This window comes from Delftia sp. WY8 (assembly GCF_018437695.1).
Taxonomy (GTDB): domain Bacteria; phylum Pseudomonadota; class Gammaproteobacteria; order Burkholderiales; family Burkholderiaceae_C; genus Comamonas; species Comamonas tsuruhatensis.
This window is the reverse complement of sequence record NZ_CP049795.1, coordinates 4,278,822-4,298,705: the sequence shown is the minus strand read 5'-3', so window position 1 is coordinate 4,298,705 and position 19,884 is coordinate 4,278,822. Positions and strand designations below refer to the sequence as shown.

General features: G+C 67.5%; 13 protein-coding genes. 6 read left to right on the top strand and 7 right to left on the bottom strand.

The window, feature by feature from the left end; genetic code table 11:
- Window positions 1–42 precede the first annotated feature (42 nt).
- Window positions 43–903 carry a hypothetical protein gene (locus tag G4D77_RS19815; protein ID WP_154833361.1) on the top strand — a complete coding sequence of 287 codons (861 nt, stop codon included), beginning with the start codon at window positions 43–45 and terminating at the stop codon, window positions 901–903.
- 22 nt (window positions 904–925) lie between these two features.
- Here the strand turns inward: G4D77_RS19815 and G4D77_RS19810 are convergent, their stop codons facing one another.
- The gene (locus G4D77_RS19810; protein ID WP_154833359.1) at window positions 926–1,891 is read right to left on the bottom strand and encodes a LysR family transcriptional regulator; all 966 of its coding nucleotides are present in this window, start codon (window positions 1,889–1,891) and stop codon (window positions 926–928) included.
- A 129-nt stretch (window positions 1,892–2,020) separates the two neighbouring features.
- Between G4D77_RS19810 and G4D77_RS19805 the strand changes: the two genes are divergently transcribed.
- The gene (locus tag G4D77_RS19805; RefSeq protein ID WP_012207748.1) at window positions 2,021–3,199 is read left to right on the top strand and encodes an MFS transporter; all 1,179 of its coding nucleotides are present in this window, start codon (window positions 2,021–2,023) and stop codon (window positions 3,197–3,199) included.
- Between the two features lie 3 nt (window positions 3,200–3,202).
- On the opposite strand, the gene uvrA is transcribed toward G4D77_RS19805, so the two are convergent.
- From uvrA to G4D77_RS19790, 3 genes are all read right to left on the bottom strand, one after another.
- Window positions 3,203–9,160 (bottom strand): excinuclease ABC subunit UvrA, encoded by a 5,958-nt coding sequence (uvrA, locus tag G4D77_RS19800; RefSeq protein WP_213757725.1) that lies wholly within the window; start codon window positions 9,158–9,160, stop codon window positions 3,203–3,205.
- A gap of 433 nt (window positions 9,161–9,593) precedes the next feature.
- The gene (locus G4D77_RS19795) at window positions 9,594–10,583 is read right to left on the bottom strand and encodes a porin (RefSeq protein ID WP_016450048.1); all 990 of its coding nucleotides are present in this window, start codon (window positions 10,581–10,583) and stop codon (window positions 9,594–9,596) included.
- A 412-nt stretch (window positions 10,584–10,995) separates the two neighbouring features.
- A complete protein-coding gene (locus G4D77_RS19790) occupies window positions 10,996–12,678 on the bottom strand; it encodes an MFS transporter (protein WP_016450047.1) in 1,683 nt (560 codons plus the stop codon).
- 303 nt (window positions 12,679–12,981) lie between these two features.
- On the opposite strand from G4D77_RS19790, the gene G4D77_RS19785 reads away from it, so the two are divergent.
- The 4 genes from G4D77_RS19785 to G4D77_RS19770 all read left to right on the top strand — a co-directional run bounded on the left by G4D77_RS19785 (window position 12,982) and on the right by G4D77_RS19770 (window position 16,710).
- Window positions 12,982–13,290, top strand: a complete 309-nt coding sequence (locus tag G4D77_RS19785; protein WP_012207753.1) for a DUF485 domain-containing protein — start codon at window positions 12,982–12,984, stop codon at window positions 13,288–13,290.
- Window positions 13,287–15,020, top strand: a complete 1,734-nt coding sequence (locus G4D77_RS19780; RefSeq protein ID WP_016450046.1) for a cation acetate symporter — start codon at window positions 13,287–13,289, stop codon at window positions 15,018–15,020. Before G4D77_RS19785 ends, G4D77_RS19780 begins: the two co-directional genes overlap by 4 nt.
- A 209-nt stretch (window positions 15,021–15,229) precedes the next feature.
- Window positions 15,230–15,865: a YbhB/YbcL family Raf kinase inhibitor-like protein gene (locus tag G4D77_RS19775; RefSeq protein ID WP_016452775.1), complete on the top strand. Its 636-nt coding sequence runs from the start codon at window positions 15,230–15,232 to the stop codon at window positions 15,863–15,865.
- Window positions 15,862–16,710 carry an AraC family transcriptional regulator gene (locus G4D77_RS19770; RefSeq protein ID WP_047327934.1) on the top strand — a complete coding sequence of 283 codons (849 nt, stop codon included), beginning with the start codon at window positions 15,862–15,864 and terminating at the stop codon, window positions 16,708–16,710. Before G4D77_RS19775 ends, G4D77_RS19770 begins: the two co-directional genes overlap by 4 nt.
- On the opposite strand, the gene G4D77_RS19765 is transcribed toward G4D77_RS19770, so the two are convergent.
- From G4D77_RS19765 to G4D77_RS19755, 3 genes are read right to left on the bottom strand one after another with little or no spacing between them, the layout of a single operon-like run.
- The gene (locus G4D77_RS19765) at window positions 16,686–17,375 is read right to left on the bottom strand and encodes a 3'-5' exonuclease (protein WP_154833356.1); all 690 of its coding nucleotides are present in this window, start codon (window positions 17,373–17,375) and stop codon (window positions 16,686–16,688) included. The genes G4D77_RS19770 and G4D77_RS19765 overlap by 25 nt on opposite strands.
- The gene (locus tag G4D77_RS19760; RefSeq protein WP_154833354.1) at window positions 17,372–19,225 is read right to left on the bottom strand and encodes a putative nucleotidyltransferase substrate binding domain-containing protein; all 1,854 of its coding nucleotides are present in this window, start codon (window positions 19,223–19,225) and stop codon (window positions 17,372–17,374) included. Before G4D77_RS19760 ends, G4D77_RS19765 begins: the two co-directional genes overlap by 4 nt.
- Complete coding sequence (locus tag G4D77_RS19755; protein WP_154833352.1) at window positions 19,226–19,861, bottom strand: DsbA family protein; 636 nt, start codon at window positions 19,859–19,861, stop codon at window positions 19,226–19,228. It abuts the gene before it with no gap.
- Between the last annotated feature and the right edge of the window lie 23 nt (window positions 19,862–19,884).

Sequence of the window (19,884 nt, the reverse complement as noted above, 5' to 3'; positions counted from 1 at the left end):
AATCCTTCGCAGACTTCGCCGTTCACCAATAGAGAGGGACTCATGTTCAAAAAAATACTGGCTGCGGCCACCTTGCTGGGCTGCGGCCTGGCGCACGCATTCATGCCCAGCAATGGCACCTGGGTCGTGACCTCCGAACTCAACGGAAAGCCGGGCCGCGGGCTGGCCATCGATGCACAGAACGGCACGCTGGTCATGCAGATGTATGCCTACGAGCCCAGCGGCCAGCCCACCTTCTATATGACCTCGGGCGCGCTGACCAACAACCGCTTTGCCGCTCCGCTGATCCGCTACAAGGGCGGCCGCTTTCTGGGCAGCGGCCCGATGTCAGGCTCCGAAGACCGGAACATGGGCCAGGTCAGCATGCGCTTCACCAGCGGCGTGTCGGGTTTCATCACGCTGCCCGGCGAACAGGAAGTGGCGATTTCGCGTTTCAACTTCGGTTACCCCGCCGTGGCATCCAGCCTGAGGGGACTCTGGGCGCTGACTTCGTTCGGCAGCGAAGGCGTTGCTTCCGAAGTGGTGAATATGCAGCTGCAAACGCCTGCCACCGCGAATGGCAATGGCCTGATGGAAACGGCGGACAGGCTGTTTGGTTGCGAACACCAGATCCGGGGCAATCTGGCGGGCGGCGTCCTGTGCGTCAAGGTCAACAACTACGGCCAATTGCTGCGCTCCTACTACTTCGTCTACAGCGTGAACGAGGGTGAAGGCAGCTCCCGCACCAATGGCACCCGCCCCGAACAGGTGCTGGTGGTCAAACGCCTGCTTGACCCGAAGGGCGTGGGTACAGGCATCGTCTACGCGGCCGACGCACCCGTGGACCCAGTGCCCACCGTGCTGCACGACATCATCGAGAACCTGTCCTTCAACGCCGCACCTCTGCCAGCCGAGCAGGAGTGACGCCCTCGCTGCCGGCTCCCCCTCAGGGCAGCGCCGGCAGCTGCTCCGCATGCCGCAGGTCCACATGCGCCTGCAGGAAGTCGAGCACGGCGCGCGTGCGCGGGGGCAGGCGGTCGGGCTTGCCCAGGTAGACGGCGTGGATGGGTTCCAGGTCGCCCGTGTTGAATTCCTCCAGCACAGGCACCAGCCGGCCGGCGAGCACGTCGGCCCAGGCGTGGTACAGCGACAGGCGGGCCAGGCCCGTGCCGTGCAGCGCCAGCTCGCGCATCACGTCGCCGTCGTTGACGCGCACCACCTCCCCGATATCGACGGCAACGCGCTGGCCGTCCACCAGAAACGGCCAGTGCGGTATGGCGCGCTGGTAGCTCCAGCCCAGGCGCACATGGTGGCCCAGCTCATCGGGATGGGCGGGCCGGCCCATGCGGGCCAGGTACTGCGGAGAGGCCAGGATGACCTGCCGCGTGTGGCCCAGCAGCCGCGCGACCATGTCCGAGGGCGGAAGCTGGCCCCAGCGCACGGCGATGTCGGTGCCGGCCTCGACCAGGTCCACGATCTGGTCCGTGAAGCTCAGTTCCAGGCTCAGCCCGGGATGGCGCTGAAGCAATTGCGGCACCAGGGGCACGAGCAGCATTTTTCCGGTCGATGAGCTGGTGTTGATGCGCACCAGGCCGCGTGGTTCGCTGCGCACGGCCACGCAGGCTTCCAGCTCCTCCAGATCGGCCAGCACGCGCTTGCCGCGCTCGAACAGCTGGCAGCCTTCGGGCGTGAGATGCAGACGCCGCGTGCTGCGCTGCAGCAGCTGCACGCCCAGCCGTGCCTCCAGCCGCGACATGCTCTTGCTGACGGCCGAGGGCGAGATGCCCAGGTGGCGCGCAGCGGCCGAGAGGCTGCCGCGCTCGGCGACCAGGATCAGCATTTCCAGCTCGGCAAAGCGGTTGGCATCGGCGCTGCCCGTGTCGGCGGCGGCGAGAGGAACAAGTGCGGGCATGGTGTCTCCGAGAAAAGGATCATCTATTCCACACAGGAACAGATCCGTTTCCATTATTCCATCTACACAAAGGTATGTTGCAGTGCGACATTACTGGACATCACACCAAGGATCACAAGGAATCCGTCCATGCCTCTTTCCCTACTCGCCCTGGCGGCCGGTGCCTTTGGCATCGGCACCACGGAATTCATCATCATGGGCCTGCTGACACAGGTCAGCCAGGATCTGCACATCAGCATTCCCACGGCGGGCTCGCTGATTTCGGGCTACGCCATCGGCGTGGCCGTGGGCGCGCCGGTGCTCACGCTGCTGACGCGCCAATGGCCGCGCAAGCGCCTGCTGCTGGCGCTGATGCTGATCTTCATCGCCGGCAACCTGGCCGCCGCGTTCGCGCCCAGCTATGAATGGCTGATGTCGGCGCGCGTGCTGACCTCGCTGACCCACGGCACCTTCTTCGGCGTGGGCGCCGTGGTGGCCACGGGCCTGGTGCCGGTGGACAAGAAGGCGTCGGCGATTGCGCTGATGTTCTCGGGCCTGACCCTGGCCACCCTGCTGGGCGTGCCTGCCGGCGCCTGGATCGGCCAGATGTTCGGCTGGCGCAGCGCCTTCCTGGCCGTGGCCGCGATCGGCGTGCTGGCCTTTGCCATCCTGGCCGCCTTCGTGCCGCGCGACCAGGGCCGCCCCGAGGTCACGCCGCTGGCGCAGGAGCTGGCCGTGCTGGCCAACGGCCAGGTCTGGCTGGGCCTGGGCATCACGGCCTTCGGCTTTGCGGGCGTGTTCGCGCTCTACACCTATGTGGAGCCGCTGCTGACCCAGGTGACCCGCATGGGCGACAGCCTGGTGGCGCTGACCCTGCTGCTGTTCGGCGCGGGCCTGGCCGCAGGCAATCTGCTGGGCGGCAAGCTGGCCGACCGGGGCGTGATGCGCGCCCTGGTGTGGAGCATTGCGGCGCTGATGGTGGTGCTGGCGGCAGGCCGCTGGGCCTTCGGGAACCAGGCAGTGGCCATGGCCTATGTGATCGTGCTGGGCGTCGTGGCCTTCGCCACGGTGGCCCCCATGCAGATGCGCGTGCTGGACCAGGCCGGCCCCCAGGGCGCCAACCTGGTCTCCAGCCTGAACATTGCGGCCTTCAACCTGGGCAATGCCCTGGGTGCCTGGGTCGGCGGCCTGGCCCTGGCCGGTGGCCTGGGCCTGGTCAACCTGGGCTGGGCCGCCGCCGCGCTGACGGCCGTGGGCCTGGTGCTGGTCTTCTGGAGCAGCCGCCTGCCCGCAGGCTCCGCACGCAGCGCAGGCGTGGCCTGCGCCTGAGGCTCAACGGGCCAGCACGGGCTTGAGCGCCTTGCCCGTGTGCGTGCCCGCAGCCACCAGATCCTCGGGCATGCCGGCCGCGATGATGCGGCCGCCGTCCTTGCCGCCTTCGGGGCCGAGGTCGATGATCCAGTCGGCCTCGGCGATCACGTCCAGGTCATGCTCGATGACGACCACGCTGTGGCCCGCATCCACCAGGCGGTGCAGCACGCGGATGAGCTTGTCCACATCGGCCATGTGCAGGCCCACCGTGGGTTCGTCCAGCACATAGAGCGTGTGCGGCGCCTTGTTGCCGCGCCGGGTCACGTCGTCGCGCACCTTGGTCAGCTCGGTGACGAGCTTGATGCGCTGGGCCTCGCCGCCCGACAGCGTGGGCGAGGGCTGGCCCAGCGTGAGATAGCCCAGTCCCACGTCCTTGAGCAGCTGCAGCGGGTGGGCGATGCTGGGCATGCTGGCGAAGAACTCGACGGCCTCGTCCACCTCCATCTGCAGCACGTCGCCAATGCTCTTGCCGCGCCAGGAGACGGCCAGGGTCTCGGGGTTGAAGCGCGCGCCGTGGCAGACCTCGCAGGGCACCTTCACGTCGGGCAGGAAGCTCATCTCGATGGTGCGCATGCCCTGGCCCTCGCAGGCCGGGCAGCGGCCTTCGCCGGTGTTGAACGAGAAGCGGCCGGCCGCGTAGCCGCGGGCCTTGGCCTCCAGCGTTTCGGCATAGAGCTTGCGGATGGTGTCCCAGAAGCCGATGTAGGTGGCCGGGCAGCTGCGCGGCGTCTTGCCGATGGGGGTCTGGTCCACTTCCAGCACGCGGTCAATGCCCTCGAAGCCCTGCAGGCCCTTGCAGCCGGACAGCGGCGGCGCCTTGCCGGCGTCCATGGCATCGCGCCCGGCCTTGGTGGCGCGCTGGCCCACCCAGGCGGCCACATTGGCCAGCATCACGTCGCGCGCCAGCGTGGACTTGCCCGAGCCGCTGACGCCTGTGACGGCCACCAGGCGCTTGAGCGGCACGCGCGCATCCACGTTCTGCAGGTTGTGCAAATGGGCGCCGCGCACGGTCAGCCAGCCCAGCGCGTCGGAGGCGGGTTCGGCGTCGACAACGACAGGCGCGGCCTTCTTTTTGGATTTGGATACCTTGACAGGCGCGGGTTCCGGCACCGGTTCGGCCACGGCGGCAAGCTCGGCGGCCGCCTGCGGCGGCTGGCCCTCGCCCACCCAGCGGCGCGGCTGGAACGGGTGGCGCATGGCGTGCAGCAGATAGCGGCCCGTGATGGAGTCCTCGGCCGCCATGATGTCGGCCGCCGTGCCCTGGGCCACGAGGCGGCCGCCGCGTATGCCGGCGCTGGGGCCGATGTCGATGATGTGGTCGGCCCGGCGGATGGTGTCCTCGTCATGCTCGACCACGACCAGGGTGTTGCCCTTGTCGCCCAGCTTGTGCAGGGCGTTGAGCAGGATCTGGTTGTCGCGCGCATGCAGGCCGATGGTGGGTTCGTCCAGCACATAGCACACGCCCTGCAGGTTGCTGCCCAGTTGCGCGGCCAGGCGGATGCGCTGGGCCTCGCCGCCCGACAGCGTGGGCGCGCCACGGTCCAGCGTCAGGTAGCCCAGGCCCACTTCCTCGAGGAATTCGAGGCGGCTCTGGATCTCGGGGATGAGGTCGCGCGCAATATCGGCCTCGCGGCCCGACATCGCCAGCGCCTGCACCCATTGGCGCACGTCGTTGACCGACAGCTGGGCGATCTCGGCAATGCCCACGCCATGGAAGCGCACGGCGCGCGCCGTGGCGTTCAGGCGTGTGCCCTGGCAGGTGGGGCAGGTCACTTCGGCCAGGTCCTCGATTTCCTGGCCTTCGAACTTGACTTCGCGGCCCCGGTTGTCCTCGACCAGCAGGGTGTCGTCATAGACCTTGCGCTGGTCCTTGGTGAGCTTGACGCCCGTGCCCACGCAGTCGGGGCACCAGCCGTGCTTGCTGTTGTAGGAAAACAGGCGCGGGTCCAGCTCGGCATAGCTGGTGGCACAGACCGGGCAGGCGCGCTGGGTGGAGAACACCTGCAGGCTGCCGATGCCGGCCGTGCTCCGGCCGCCGGCCATGGCATCGGCCAGGTTGTCCAGGCCGGACAGCACATGCAGCACGCCCTTGCCTGTTTCCAGCGCCTGCGCCAGGTGGCCGCGCAGCTCGCGCTCGCTGGCCGCCGTGACGGTGATGCTGGCCACGGGCAGCTCGATGGTGTGTTCCTTGAAGCGGTCGATGCGCGGGAATCCCGTGGTGGGCAGGAATTCGCCGTCCACGCGCAGATGGGTGTAGCCGCGTGGCCGAGCCCAGTCGGCCAGCTCGGTGTAGACGCCCTTGCGGTTGACCACCAGCGGTGCCAGCAGGCCGATGGTCTGGCCCCGGAACTGCGTGAGCAGCTGGGCCGCGATGCTTTCCTCCGTCTGCGGCTGCACCGCGGCGCCGTCGTGGATGCAGTGCTGCGTGCCCAGCTTGACGTACAGCAGGCGCAGGAAGTGCCAGACCTCGGTGGTCGTGCCCACGGTGGACTTGCGCCCGCCGCGCGACAGGCGCTGCTCGATGGCCACGGTGGGCGGAATGCCGTAGACCGCATCCACCTCGGGCCGGCCCGCAGGCTGGACGATGGAGCGCGCATAGGCGTTGAGCGATTCCAGGTAGCGTCGCTGGCCTTCGTTGAACAGGATGTCGAAGGCCAGCGTGGACTTGCCCGAGCCCGAGACACCCGTCACCACGTTGAACTTGCCGCGAGGAATCTCCACCGACAGCTGCTTGAGGTTGTGCTCCTTGGCGTTGACGATCTCGATGGCATTCCTGGCGGCCGCCCCCGACATGGCATGCGCCTTGCGCTGGCTCTTGTAGAGCATGGGGGCGACCTCGCGCACGGCCTCGCCGCCCACGCCCATGGCCAGGTCGTACTCGCGCAGCGCCTGGGCCGTGTGCGAGCCAGGCACCTGGCGCACTTCCTCGGGCGTGCCCTGGGCCACGATGGCGCCGCCGCCGTCGCCGCCTTCGGGACCGAGGTCGATCAGCCAGTCGCTGGCACGGATCACGTCCAGGTTGTGCTCGATGACGATCAGCGAGTGCCCGGCCTCCAGCAGCTTGCGCAGCGCGCGCATGAGCTTGGCGATGTCGTCGAAGTGCAGGCCCGTGGTGGGCTCGTCGTACAGGAACAATGTGCCCTTCTTGGCCAGCGCCTGCTTCGACTTGGCCTGGGACTTGGCCGCCTCGGCCAGGAAGCCCGCGAGCTTGAGGCGCTGGGCCTCGCCGCCCGACAGCGTGGGCACGGGCTGGCCCAGCTTCACGTATTCAAGGCCCACATCGACGATGGGCTGCAGGGCGCGGATGACCTCGCGGTCCTGGGCGAACAGCAGGGCCGCCTCGGCCACGGTGAGCTCCAGCACATCGGCCACGTTGAGCTTGCGCGGCTGCAGCTCGCCGGCCGCGTGGCGCTCGATCGTGACTTCCAGGATCTCGGGGCGGTAGCGCGTGCCGTTGCAGTCGGGGCAGCGCAGGTAGACGTCGGAGAGGAACTGCATCTCCACATGCTCGAAGCCCGAGCCGCCGCAGGTGGGGCAACGGCCGTCGCCGCTGTTGAAGCTGAACTTGGCGGCCGTGTAGCCGCGCTGGCGCGACAGCGGCGCAATGGCGAACAGCTCGCGGATGGAGTCCCAGGCGCCCACGTAGCTGGCCGGGTTGGAGCGCGCCGTCTTGCCGATGGGCGACTGGTCCACGAACATCACGTCGCTCAGGTGGTCGGCGCCCAGCAGGCGCTCGAAGGCGCCGGCCGCATCCGTGGGCTTGCCGAAGTGGCGCATCAGCGCGGGCACCAGCACGTCCTGGATCAGCGTGGACTTGCCCGAGCCGCTGACGCCGGTGATGGTGACCAGGCGCTGCAGCGGAAAGTCCACGTCGATGCTGCGCAGGTTGTGCTCGCGCGCGCCTTCGAGGATGAGGCGCGGCGTGGACTCGGTCACCATGCGCTTGAGGCCGAAGCCCACCTGCTTGCGGCCGCCCAGGTAGGCGCCGGTCAGCGTGTCGGCATGGCGCAGGTCGTCGGGCGTGCCGTCGAAGACGATCTGGCCGCCGCGCGCGCCGGGGCCGGGGCCCATGTCGATCATGCGGTCGGCCGCGAACATCACGGCCGGGTCGTGCTCGACCACGACCAGGGTGTTGCCTGCATCGCGCAGGCGCTGCATGGCCTCGGTGATGCGTTCCATGTCGCGCGGGTGCAGGCCGATGCTGGGCTCGTCGAGCACGAACAGGGTGTTGACCAGCGAGGTGCCCAGGGCCGTGGTCAGATTGATGCGCTGCACCTCGCCGCCCGACAGCGTGCGGCTCTGGCGGTCCAGCGTGAGGTAGCCGATGCCCACGTCGCACAGGTACTGCACGCGCGCCATGATTTCGGCGTGCAGCATCTTGAGGGCCTGGGCCTCGCCGTCATGCAGCGGGGCATCGGCAGCCGGCGCCAGCTGCTGGAAGAAATCACGCAGCCGCACCAGGGGCAGCTGCATCAGGTCGTGCAGGCACAGGCCCGGCAGCGCGTCCAGCTGCTCGCGGCTCCAGGCCACGCCCTTCGGCATGAAGCGGCGGTAGCGGCCTTCGTCGCCGGGCGGCAGCACGGCATCGGCGGCCTGCTTGCCGCCCAGGCGCCACAGCAGGCTTTCGGTCTTCAGCCGCGCGCCGCCGCAGGTGGGGCATTCGGTATAGCTGCGGTACTTGGACAGCAGCACCCGGATGTGCATCTTGTAGGCCTTGCTCTCCAGGTATTCGAAGAAGCGCTTGATGCCGTACCAGGTCTGGGTCCACTTGCCATTCCAGTTGGGCGAGCCGTCCAGCACCCAGCTCTTTTGCGCGTCGGTGAGCTTGGCCCAGGCCGTGTCGCGCGGGATGCCTTCGGCCTCGGCGTGGCGCATCATGTCGTCCTGGATCTCCTTCCAGGCCGGTGTCTGCACGGGCTTGATGGCGCCCGTGCGCAGGGTGAGCTTGTCGTTGGGGATGACCAGCCCCCAGTCCACGCCGATCACGCGGCCAAAGCCCCGGCAGGCCTCGCAGGCGCCCACGGCGGAGTTGAAAGAGAACAGCGAGGGAATCGGCTCCTGGTAGCTCAGGCCGCTTTCGGGGCAGTGCAGGCCCAGCGAGAACTTCCACAGCTGGGGCTCGGTGGGCTGGGCACCTGCGGCTTCCACGGCGGATTCAGGCAGCACATAGACCGTCATATGGCCGCTGCCGCGCTTGAGTGCCACCTCGATGGCCTCGTAGGCGCGGGCGCGCTCGACGTTGCCCAGGCGGAAGCGGTCGGCCACCACGTCCAGCATCTTGACCTTGAGCAGCGCCGCCGCCTTGGCCTTCTTGCCCTTGGCGTCTGCGGCAGGCTCCACGGCGCCGGCCTTCTCGGCCTCGCGCTCGGCCTGGACCTTGGTGAAGCCGCTGGCCGACAGCCATTGCTCCACCTCGGCAGCCGTGGTGTTGGCGGGCAGCTCGACGGGGAAGGTGATGGCGATGCGCGGATCACCGGCCTGCCGGCAACGCTCGGCCAGTTCCTCCAGCACGCTGTCGGGCGTGTCGTGGCGCACGGGCACGGCGGTGTCGCGGTCGAACAGCTGCGCCGCACGCGCGAACAGCAGCTTCAGGTGGTCGTTGAGCTCGGTCATCGTGCCCACGGTGGAGCGCGAGTTGCGAACGGGATTGGTCTGGTCGATGGCGATGGCCGGCGGCACACCTTCCACACGGTCCACGGCCGGCTTGTCCATGCGGTCCAGGAACTGCCGCGCATAGGCCGAGAAGGTCTCGACATAGCGGCGCTGGCCTTCGGCATACAGGGTATCGAACACCAGACTGGACTTGCCCGAGCCGCTGGGCCCCGTGACCACGGTCAGCTCGCCGGTACGGATGTCGAGATCCAGGTTCTGGAGATTGTGCTGGCGTGCGCCGCGAATTCGAATCAGACCGTGCGTCATGGATGTTGTGTGGTCAGTGGGAGCCAAACATTCTAGGCAGTCCATGCGTCAGGCATCGGACGCTTCTCAATACCTGTATTTTCATACAGGTTAAACAAAAAAGCGCCTCCTCAACGCATCCGCGCGACCATAAAAAAAACCCCGGAACCAGTCCGGGGCTCGTGCCTCTTTCAAGGTCTTACTTGGCCATCTGCACGGAGGCAGGCATGGCCTGCCCGTCCGGCACGCCCTTCACCTGGGTGATGGCCAGCAGCGACACGACAACAAAGGCCAGGCAACCGGCCGCGATGATCCTCATGGGTATTTCCTTGATCAGGCTGTGAAAAGACGGGCCCAGACAAAAAGGCCCCGCACCTTTCGGTACGAGGCCTGATGGCAGGCAGGTGCTGATTGGAACAGACCTGCTTTGCTCGCGGCTTACGCCGCGCGGCGATCAGAATGCGTGGCGCACGCCGACGGCGAAGGACGAGAAGTCCGCGCCCTTCACGCCGGTCATGTAGTTGGCGCCGGCCTTGTTGTCCACCTTGGTGTAGTAGCCGTAGACCTTGGTGCGCTTGCTCAGGTTGTAGTTGTAGCCCAGGGTCCACTGGTTGGCGCCGGAGTCGGCAATGTTGCTCCACTTGTTGGCGTGGCCCAGGTTCACGTGGAACTCGGAAGCGCCCAGGGTGTACATGCCCGACAGACGGAAGTTGTTGCGCGTGCCGCGGATTTCTTCGTCGTTGCGCTGGTAGTAGCCGCCCAGCACGAACTGGCCGAGAGTGTAGGCAGCGCGGAAGGCCAGCTGCTTGTCTTCGTCGAACTGGCTGTAGCCGGCGCCCAGGGCCAGGGGGCCCACGTTGTAGTTGGCGGCCAGGTCGTAGCCGTTCTTCTTCTTGGCCAGGGCGGTGGCCTTCTCGTGCATGGAGACCGAGCCTTCCACCGTCAGGCCGCCGAAGTTGGGCGTGGTGTAGGAGATCTTGTTGGCGGTGCCCAGGCCGCTGGCGAACCAGACGGGATCGAAGTACAGCGCGTCGGAGGACGAACCCGTGTCATGGTTGTGCATGCTCACGTAGTCGGCCGTGGCGAAGTACGAGCCGGGGAAGAAGTTGCCCAGGCGCAGCATACCGAAGTTGCCCGACAGGTTCACTTCGCTCTGGCGGCCGAAGGTCAGCGCGCCGGTGGAGGAGGAGCCCATGCCGGTGTCGGAAGCGAAGCCGCTTTCCAGCACGAAGCCGGCCTTCAGGCCGCCGCCCAGATCTTCGACACCGCGCATGCCCCAACGCGAGGAGTTGTTCTCCATCTTGCTGACGCTTTCGTCACCGATCTTCTGGCGCTCGATCGTGGTGTTGATACGGCCATAGATCGTGACGCTGCTTTGCGCCATCACGGTGGTGGAACCCAGCACGGCCAGCACGGCCAGGGCAACGCGGTTCATCTTGATCATCTCGGCATCTCCTTGGGATTGTTGAGTGGGTATTCTTGAAATCTCAGGGCCGACTCCGGCTCTAGATCAGTGCCATTTGCGGCTGCTGCGAATTCTAGGTGCGGGCATGTCAAAAAATGTACGGCCACCTCTGAAAATGCGCGATCTGATGCTTTGCTGCCACAGGCATGACATGGAAAACCAGTAGAAGCGCCATACGAAAAAAGCCCATGGCAAACCGCCATGGGCTTTCGTCAATGCAGCGCCACAAAACACAGTCGGATACTGCGCACACCGCATGCAACCGGCGCGGCCCAACTCAGAGACGCCGAGCAAGAGCCGCCTCGCGGCGATGGCGTCGTCCCCCTCCCGCGAAGCGAGAGAGGGCGCCGTGAATACGGGGGAAGGCGCGTCAGCGCCTCAGGGGGAGCCCTCAATCATTCGCGTAGATATCCACATCCTTGGTCTCGCGCAGGAACAGCGTGCCGATGATGGCCGTGGCGCCCGCGATGACGATGGGATACCAGAGGCCGCTGTACATGTTGCCGGTCTGGGCCACGATGGCGAACGACATGGTGGGCAGCAGGCCGCCGAACCAGCCATTGCCGATGTGGTACGGCAGGCTCATGGAGGTATAGCGGATGCGGGTGGGGAACAGCTCCACCAGCATGGCGGCGATGGGGCCGTAGACCATGGTCACGAGGATGACCAGGTAGGTCAGGATGGCGACCATCATCACCTTGTTCATCTTCGCGGGGTCGGCCTTGGTGGGATAGCCGTCCTCGGCCAGCACCTTGGCCACGGTCTTCTTGAACTCGGCGTCCTTGGCCTTGGCTTCCTCGGGGCTCAGGCCCTTGACGGAGAACGAGGGGATCTCGGTGCTGCCGATGCGGATGAAGGCCGTCTTGCCGGGCGCTGCGTCCTCGGAGTCATAGCTGACCGAGCCGGCGGCCAGCAGCTGCTTGGCCACGTCGCAGGAACTGGTGAACTTGGAAGTGCCCGTGGGATTGAACTGGAACGAGCATTCCTTGGGATCGGCAACGATCACCACCTTGCTCTTGGCCTGGGCCGCGGCCAGGTCGGGGTTGGCCGCCTCGGTCAGCGCCTTGAACACGGGAAAGTAGGTCACCACGGCCAGCACGCAGCCCAGCATGATGATGGGCTTGCGGCCTATCTTGTCGGACAGCGAACCGAAGATCACGAAGAACGGCGTGCCGATGATCAGTGCCGCCGCGATCAGCAGGTTGGCCGTCACCGCATCGACCTTGAGCTGCTGGGTCAGGAAGAACAGCGCATAGAACTGGCCCGTGTACCAGACGACAGCCTGGCCGGCGGTCAGGCCGATCAGCGCCAGGATCACGATCTTGAGGTTGCGCCACTGGCCGAAGGACTCGGACAGCGGAGCCTTGGAGACCTTGCCCTCGGCCTTCATCTTCTGGAAGGCTGGCGACTCGGACAGCGTCATGCGGATCCACACCGAGATGCCCAGCAGCACGATGGACAGCAGGAAGGGAATGCGCCAGCCCCAGTCCGCGAAGGCCTGCTCGCCGATGGAGGTGCGCACGCCCAGGATCACCAGCAGCGACAGGAACAGGCCCAGCGTTGCCGTGGTCTGTATCCACGAGGTGTAGGCGCCGCGCTTGCCGTGCGGCGCGTGCTCGGCCACATAGGTGGCCGCACCGCCGTACTCGCCGCCCAGGGCCAGGCCCTGCAGCATGCGCAGGCCGATGAGGATCACCGGCGCCGCCACGCCGATGCTGGCGTAGGTGGGCAGGATGCCGACGATGAAGGTCGACAGGCCCATGATCAGGATGGTCACGAGGAAGGTGTACTTGCGCCCGATCATGTCGCCCAGCCGCCCGAACACCAGTGCGCCGAAGGGCCGCACGATGAAGCCGGCCGCGAAGGCCAGCAGCGCGAAGATGAAGGCCGATCCCGCATCGAGCCCGCTGAAGAATTGCTTGGCGATGATGGCCGCCAGCGATCCGTAGAGATAGAAGTCGTACCACTCGAATACCGTGCCTAGCGACGAGGCAAAGATCACCTTGCGTTCTTCCGGAGTCATGGGCCGCGGGGTCGCCTTGACCCCCGCGCCTTGCGATGCGTTGATAGCCATGTCTGTCTCCTTGATTTATTGAATATTTAGCGGGCTTGCCATAGGCCCGCCGATTCACTATCCGCCTGCCTGCTGACGCGAATCTGACTCACCTCTTACAGAAATTGACGGCGAACTGAACGATTTCTTACTAACTCAGCAGCAACCCTGATGCCGTCTTTTTCCATGTGAAAAGCACCGTAAAAACCCTGGCAAACCATGCTGCACTGCGTAAGCACTCGGTCAGAAGCGCTTTCCAGAATGCGCCGCAAGGCTGCAGATCCATGGGGCTGCCGCCGCGATTCCAACTTCAGGAGACAAACCATGACCGATCCGGTGGTAGACAAGATACAGCGCCATCCCAAATACCAGGAGCTGCGGTCCAGACGCAATCGCCTGGGCCTTTTTCTGACGCTGCTGATGCTGGTCGTTTATTACGGCTATATCGCGCTGATTGCCTTCGACAAATCCTTTCTGGCCCAGCCCATTGGCGCGGGCGTGACCTCGCTGGGCATTCCTATCGCCATGGGCGTGATCGTGTTCTCGGTGATCGTCACCGGCCTCTACGTGCGCCGTGCCAATGGCGAGTACGACAAGCTCACCCAGGACATCCTGAAGGACGCCACGAAATGAAGAATTCCGCACAACGCATGCTGCTGGCGCCCGCCGTGGCGCTGGCCCTGACGGGGCCCGTGCTGGCCGCCGGCGGCGATGTCGGCGTGGCCGCCAAGCAGGCCACCAACTGGACCGCCATCATTCTCTTCACGGCCTTCGTCGTGGCCACGCTGTGGATCACCAAGTGGGCCGCGGGCCGCACCAAGTCGGCGGCCGATTTCTACACGGCCGGCGGCGGTATCACGGGCTTCCAGAACGGCCTGGCGATTGCGGGCGACTACATGTCGGCCGCCTCCTTCCTGGGCATCTCGGCCTCGGTCATGGCCAGCGGCTATGACGGCCTCATCTACTCCATCGGCTTCCTGGTGGGCTGGCCCATCCTGACCTTCCTGCTGGCCGAGCGCCTGCGCAACCTGGGCAAGTTCACCTTCGCCGACGTGGCCGGCTACCGCTTCTCCCAGACACCGTTCCGCGCCTTCGCGGCCAGCGGCACGCTGGTGGTGGTGGCCTTCTACCTGATCGCGCAGATGGTGGGCGCGGGCCAGCTGATCAAGCTGCTGTTCGGCCTGGACTACTGGATCGCCGTGGTGCTGGTGGGCGGCCTGATGATGATCTACGTGCTGTTCGGCGGCATGACGGCCACGACCTGGGTGCAGATCATCAAGGCCTGCATGCTGCTGGCCGGCGTGACCTTCATGGGCTTCATGGTGCTGGCCAAGTACGGCTTCAGCCCCGAGGCGCTGTTCGCCGAAGGCGTGCGCGTGCGCTCCGAGATCGCTGCCAACAACGGCGCCGACCCCTCGGCCGCCGCCAAGGCGGGCCTGGCCATCATGGGCCCGGGCGGCTTCATCAAGGACCCGATCTCGGCCATCAGCTTCGGCATGGCGCTGATGTTCGGCACGCTGGGCCTGCCCCACATCCTGATGCGCTTCTTCACCGTGCCCGACGCCAAGGAAGCGCGCAAGAGCGTGTTCTGGGCCACGACCTGGATCGGCTACTTCTACGTGCTGATCTTCATCATCGGCTTCGGCGCCATCACCCTGGTGCTGACCAACCCCGAGATGGCCGACACGGTCAAGGGCGTGATCCACGGCGGCGCGGGCACGGCCAACATGGCGGCCGTGCTGGTGGCCAAGAGCGTGGGCGGCGACGTGTTCTACGGCTTCATCTCGGCCGTGGCCTTCGCCACCATCCTGGCCGTGGTCGCGGGCCTGACGCTGTCGGGCGCCTCGGCCGTGTCGCATGACCTGTACGCCACCGTGATCAAGAAGGGCAAGGCCGACAGCGCCGCCGAGCTGCGCGTCTCGCGCATCACCACGCTGACGCTGGGCGCCATCGCCGTGCTGCTGGGCATCGTGTTCGAGAAGCAGAACATTGCCTTCATGGTGTCGCTGGCCTTCGCGGTCGCGGCCTCGGCCAACTTCCCCCCGCTGCTGCTGTCGGTGCTGTGGAAGGACTGCACGACCAAGGGCGCCGTGATCGGCGGCTTCATGGGCCTGGCGTCCTCGGTGGGCCTGACCATCGTCTCGCCCCCGGTCTGGGAAGCCACGCTGGGCAACCCTGCAGGCTCGGCCTGGTTCCCCTATGCATCGCCCGCGCTGTTCTCCATGACCATCGGCTTCGTGGGCGTGTGGCTGTTCTCGGTGCTCGACAAGAGTGCCCAGGCCGCCAGGGAACGCGCCGTGTTCCCCGCGCAGCAGGTGCGTTCGGAAACGGGTCTGGGAGCTTCGGGCGCCTCCGGCCACTGAGCTGCCGAAGCGGCAACCACGCACAAGCCGGGCCATGCGCCCGGCTTTTTTCATCCCTCGCCACACCAGAGACACTCAGTTTGATCGGCTGGAGAAGCCTTTTGAGCGGATGGGCGATGTCCTGCGTTTTCCCCGCCCCTAGACTCGGGGGTCTGCCGAGCGCTTCGTGCAGCATGACTTCTCTCTTCAACGCACAGGATCCATCCGACATGCAACTCACCAGCCAAAGCTTCCAGGACGGCCAGGCCATCCCCGGCGAATTCGCGTTCGCCGTGCCCGATGCGGCATCCCACGTGGCGCTGTCGTCCAACCGCAATCCGCACCTTGCCTGGAGCGGCGCACCGGCGGGCACGCAGTCCTTCGTCGTGGTCTGCCACGATCCCGACGTGCCCAGCCGCGGCGACGATGTGAACCAGGAAGGCCGCGAAGTGCCGGCCAGCCTGCCGCGCGTGGACTTCTTCCACTGGCTGCTGCTGGACATTCCGGCCGCCACCACCGAGATCGCGGCAGGTGCCCAGTCCGACGGCGTCACGCCGCGCGGCAAGAGCGGCCCCGCCGCCCCCGGCGGCCTGCGCCACGGCATCAACGACTACACGGGCTGGTTCGCGGGCGACGAGCAGATGAAGGGCGACTACTTCGGCTACGACGGCCCCTGCCCTCCGTGGAACGACAGCATCGTCCACCACTACGTCTTCACCGTCTATGCGCTGGCCACGCCCACGCTGGCCGTCTCCGGCGAGCTGACCGGCGCCAATGTGCGCGCGGCGCTGCAAGCCGGCCAGGTGCTGGGCAAGGCCAGCATCACCGGCCTGTACAGCCTGAACCCTGCGGTCTGCGCCGCTTGAACCTGAACGGCGACCCGGTGCCCGGCAGCCACTGGCTGCTGCCTTCTGCCGCCCCCGTGGTGCGGGCCGGCCTGTGCAGCCTGGCGCAGCCCAGCCTGCGCCAGGCCCGGCATACGCCGCGCTTCCTGTTCCATGAAGCCTGCCTGCTGCTGGTGGCGGCAGGCAGGCTGGACCTGCACGACGGCAGCCACCAGACCACGGTGGACACGCCCTCTTGCCTGCTGCTGGTGCAGGCGCATACCAGCGCCGATCTGATGAAGACACCGGGCAGCGGCGGACAGCCCTTTCGCTCCGTGCTGCTGGCACTGTCGCCCGAGCTGCTGGAGGCGTTCCACCGCACACGCGCCCAGCCCGCAGCGCTGCCGCTGGACGAGCAGGCCTTTCGGCAACTGCCGCTGGACGACGACCTGCAAGACGCTCTGCGGCAGGTGCTGGCCAGCGTGCCGTCGCCGACTCTCAGCGACGAACGGCTGCGCTACCGGCTGATGGACCTGCTCGCCGCGCTCGCGGAGCGCGGCCACCTCCTGCGCCGCGCGGGCCCGCCCGGCACGGCCTCGCGCCTGCGCACCCTCATTGCCCAGGCGCCCCAGCAGCACTGGACAGCGCACAGCGCCGGCAGCGCGCTGGCCATGAGCGAGGCCACGCTGCGCCGGCGCCTGGCCGGCGAGGGCGTCCGCTTCGAGGAACTGCTGGTGGACACGCGCATGCACCACGCCATGCTGCTGGTGCAGACCACCGGCTGGAGCCTGCAACACATCGCCCAGGCCTGTGGCTACCAGTCGCGTGCGCGCTTTTCGGAGCGCTTCCGTGCGCGCTTCGGCTATTCGCCGTCCGCCTTGCGCTGATGCAGCGGGGCCGGCGTCCCGCCGGCCAGCCTGCGCAGCTTGATGAAGGCCAGCGCTGCCATCACGGCGTCGTTGAGCGCGTCGTGGGCCTCGCGCCGGGGCAGGCCCAGGTCGGCCATCAGCGTGGCAAAGCGCAGGTCGATCTCGGGCGCCTGCTGCTGCCAGGGCAGCAGCTGCCGGAAGCGGTGGTCGTAGTACAGGGCCGAGACCTCGATGCGCTCGTTGGGCAGGCCTATGCCCAGCCAGGGGCGCAGCACGCGCTCGATCATGGCCACGTCGAATTCCAGGTAGTAACCGACCAGCGGCCGGCTGCCGATGAAGCGCAGCAGCTGCGCGAGCGCGTCCTCGATGGCCAGGCCCCGGGCCAGGTCGCGCTCGCGCAGGCGGTGGATGCGCACGCTGTCGCCGGGCACGCTGCGCGAAGGGCGCACCAGCAGCTCCAGGCGCTCGCTGGACAGGATGCGCTCTCCCACGATGCGCACGGCGCCGATGGAGACGATCTCGTCGCTGCGCACGTCCAGGCCCGTGGTCTCGCAGTCCAGCGCCACCCATTCGCCGGGCGGCGGCGCACCGAAAAGGAAGTCATAGGCGGGGTCCGCCAGCCTGCGCCGCTGCCAGTTGCGCCGCAGGCCCGCCACCCATTTCGACAGGGGTGCCGCGCTCATACCGCGTCCAGCCGCAGGCGCTGGCGCAGCAGTTCCCGAAAGCGCCGCACCACGGCCAGCGTGTCCTTGAGCAGATCACGCTCCAGGCTGCTCAGGCGCGCCGGGTCCACATGGCCGGTGACGGGCCGGCCCAGGTCGATCTCGGCCAGGCCCGCCTGCAGGCGCAGGCCCATGAGAAAGTGCAGTCCTTCAAGCAGTTCGCGGCCCTGGACTTCATCGAGCACGCCTTCGGCCACCAGGGCCGCCAGGCGCTCGGCCGTTCCCGTGGCGGCGATGTGGTGGGCCAGCGCCAGGCTGCGCACGCCGTGGACGATGGGAAAGATGCCGGCCTTCTTGAGGTGCACGGGCGCCCCCTCGTCACCACGGCCCAGCAGCCGCTCCCACCAGCTGCCCGGCTCGTGCGCGAAGGCGTCGACGGCCGAGGCAAAGCGCGCCACCTGGGCGTCGCTGTCCAGGGCCAGCGCCATCAGGTCCCGCCGAACCTGCGCCAGCAAGGCTGCATCGCCTGCCACGGCGTGGGCATCCAGAAAGATGGCCAGGTGCATCAGCCCTTGCGGGCTGGGCAGGATCAGCCATTCGCGCACACGACGGCCAAAGTCGGCCACCGTGCCGCGCCACAGCGGATTGCTGAGCATGATGCCGCCCGGGCATTCGGGGTAGCCGAAGCGCTGCAACTGCGCGGAAAAGCGCGCGCAGATGGCATCAAGGTCCTGGGGCGGCACATAGCCGTCGCGCAGCAGCAGGCCGTTGTCCTGGTCGGTCTTGAGCAATTGCTCGCCGCGCCCCTCGCTGCCCATGACGAAGAGGCAGCTGTGGGCCACCAGGTCCGGCGACGCCAGCATCTGCCAGGCACGCTCGAACAAACGGGCGTTGAGCTGCTGCACCAGGCGCGCCATGAGGGCAATGCGCGTGCCGCCCCGGTGCAGGGCGGCCACCAGGCGCGTGATCTGGGCAGCCGCCTGCTCCAGCGCCTGCAGGTCGGCGGCCTGCTCGATCTGCACCGTGATGAGGTGGGAGTGGTTGGCCAGGAAGCTGAACAGGTCCAGCGCCTCCAGGATGCCCAGCACCTGGCCCTGTGCATCGAGCACGGCCAGCCTGTGCACGCGCGCACGCAGCAGCACGACCAGGGCATCGCCCAGCTGGTCGTCGGCGCGCACGGTGAACACGGGCTGGCTGGCGAACTCGCCCACGGCCAGCCGCTCCAGCGGGCGGCCGTCGAGGATGGCGCGCTGCAGCGTGGTGCCCGTGAAGATGCCCAGGCCGCCCTGCGGCAGTCCCGAGACCAGCACGCTGGTCGTGCGCTCTGCATGGAACAGGCGCACCACGGAGACGATGTCGGTGGCCGCATCCACCACATGAGCGGCACGCAGATAGGCCTGGTCCACGCGCGCCAGCGTCAGCGACTGCAATTCGTGCCGGTCTGCGCGCTGGGCCAATGTGCCCAGCTTGTGGCCCAGGTCGGAGAACAGCAGGGCGCCAAAGGCCGTGTTGCGCGCGATCAGCTCGCCCACGGTTTCGCGCGCAAGCTGGTAGGCGATGAGTTCCTCGGCCACGGTGAAGCGGCTGCCTGCGCGGCCGGCCACCAGGGCGCGGCCGTCGAAGCTGTCGTCGGGGCCGTAGCTGGCCAGGACCTCGTCGCCCTCGGTCTGCACCACATGGCCCTTGATGATGACGAAGAGGTGGGTGGGCGCCGAGCCGGCGTCCAGCACCACGGCGCCCTCGGGGAAGTAGGCGATGTCCACGCCATCGCGCACCAGCGCCTGTTCGTCGGGCGTGAGGCAGTCGAAGGGCGAGGCGGCGAAGTTGAAGGCGTTGGGCATGGGGCGGGGCCGTTGTTCCAGCCCCGCCATTCAAACCTTCAGGCCTTGCTCCACGCTTGCAGCCGCGTCCCAGCCGCTGTCGAACCAGCTGTCGCCTTCCAGGTAGGCGCGCAGCATGGGCAGGCTGTCCAGGCCCCAGAAGAGGCGGCCGTCGACTTCCCAGGCCGGCACGCCGAACAGGCCTTGCGCGGCCGCGGCGTCGGTGTTCTTGCGCAGCAGGCGCTTGGCGTTGTCCGCCGCATCCGTGCGCAGCTGTGGCGCCAGCGTGGCGCGCAGGGCGTCGAGCCGCGCAGGGTCCAGCGCGTCGGCGCCGCCCAGCCAGACATGGCGCAGCACCGTGCCCGCGACAAAGCGGTTGACCGTGCCGTCGTCGCTGCATTCCAGCGCCAGGCGCAGCAGCGGCAGCGGGTTGAACGGATGGCGGGCCGGCATGTCCAGCCCCACGCCCGTGGCATGGCCCAGCCAGCTCACATGGCGGTAGGTCCACTCGCGCTTGCCCGCGATGCCGGCCGGCCCCGGGTTGGCATGGCGCTGCAGCAGCGCGCCCAGCAGCACGGGGCGGTACTGCATGTGGTGGCTGATGCCCTGCAGGGCCTGAGGCAGTTGCTCGAAGGCCAGCCAGGCATAGGGCGAGACGAAGTCGAGATGGAAGGTGATCTGCTTCATGGCGGCAGGCTCCTGCAGTGCAG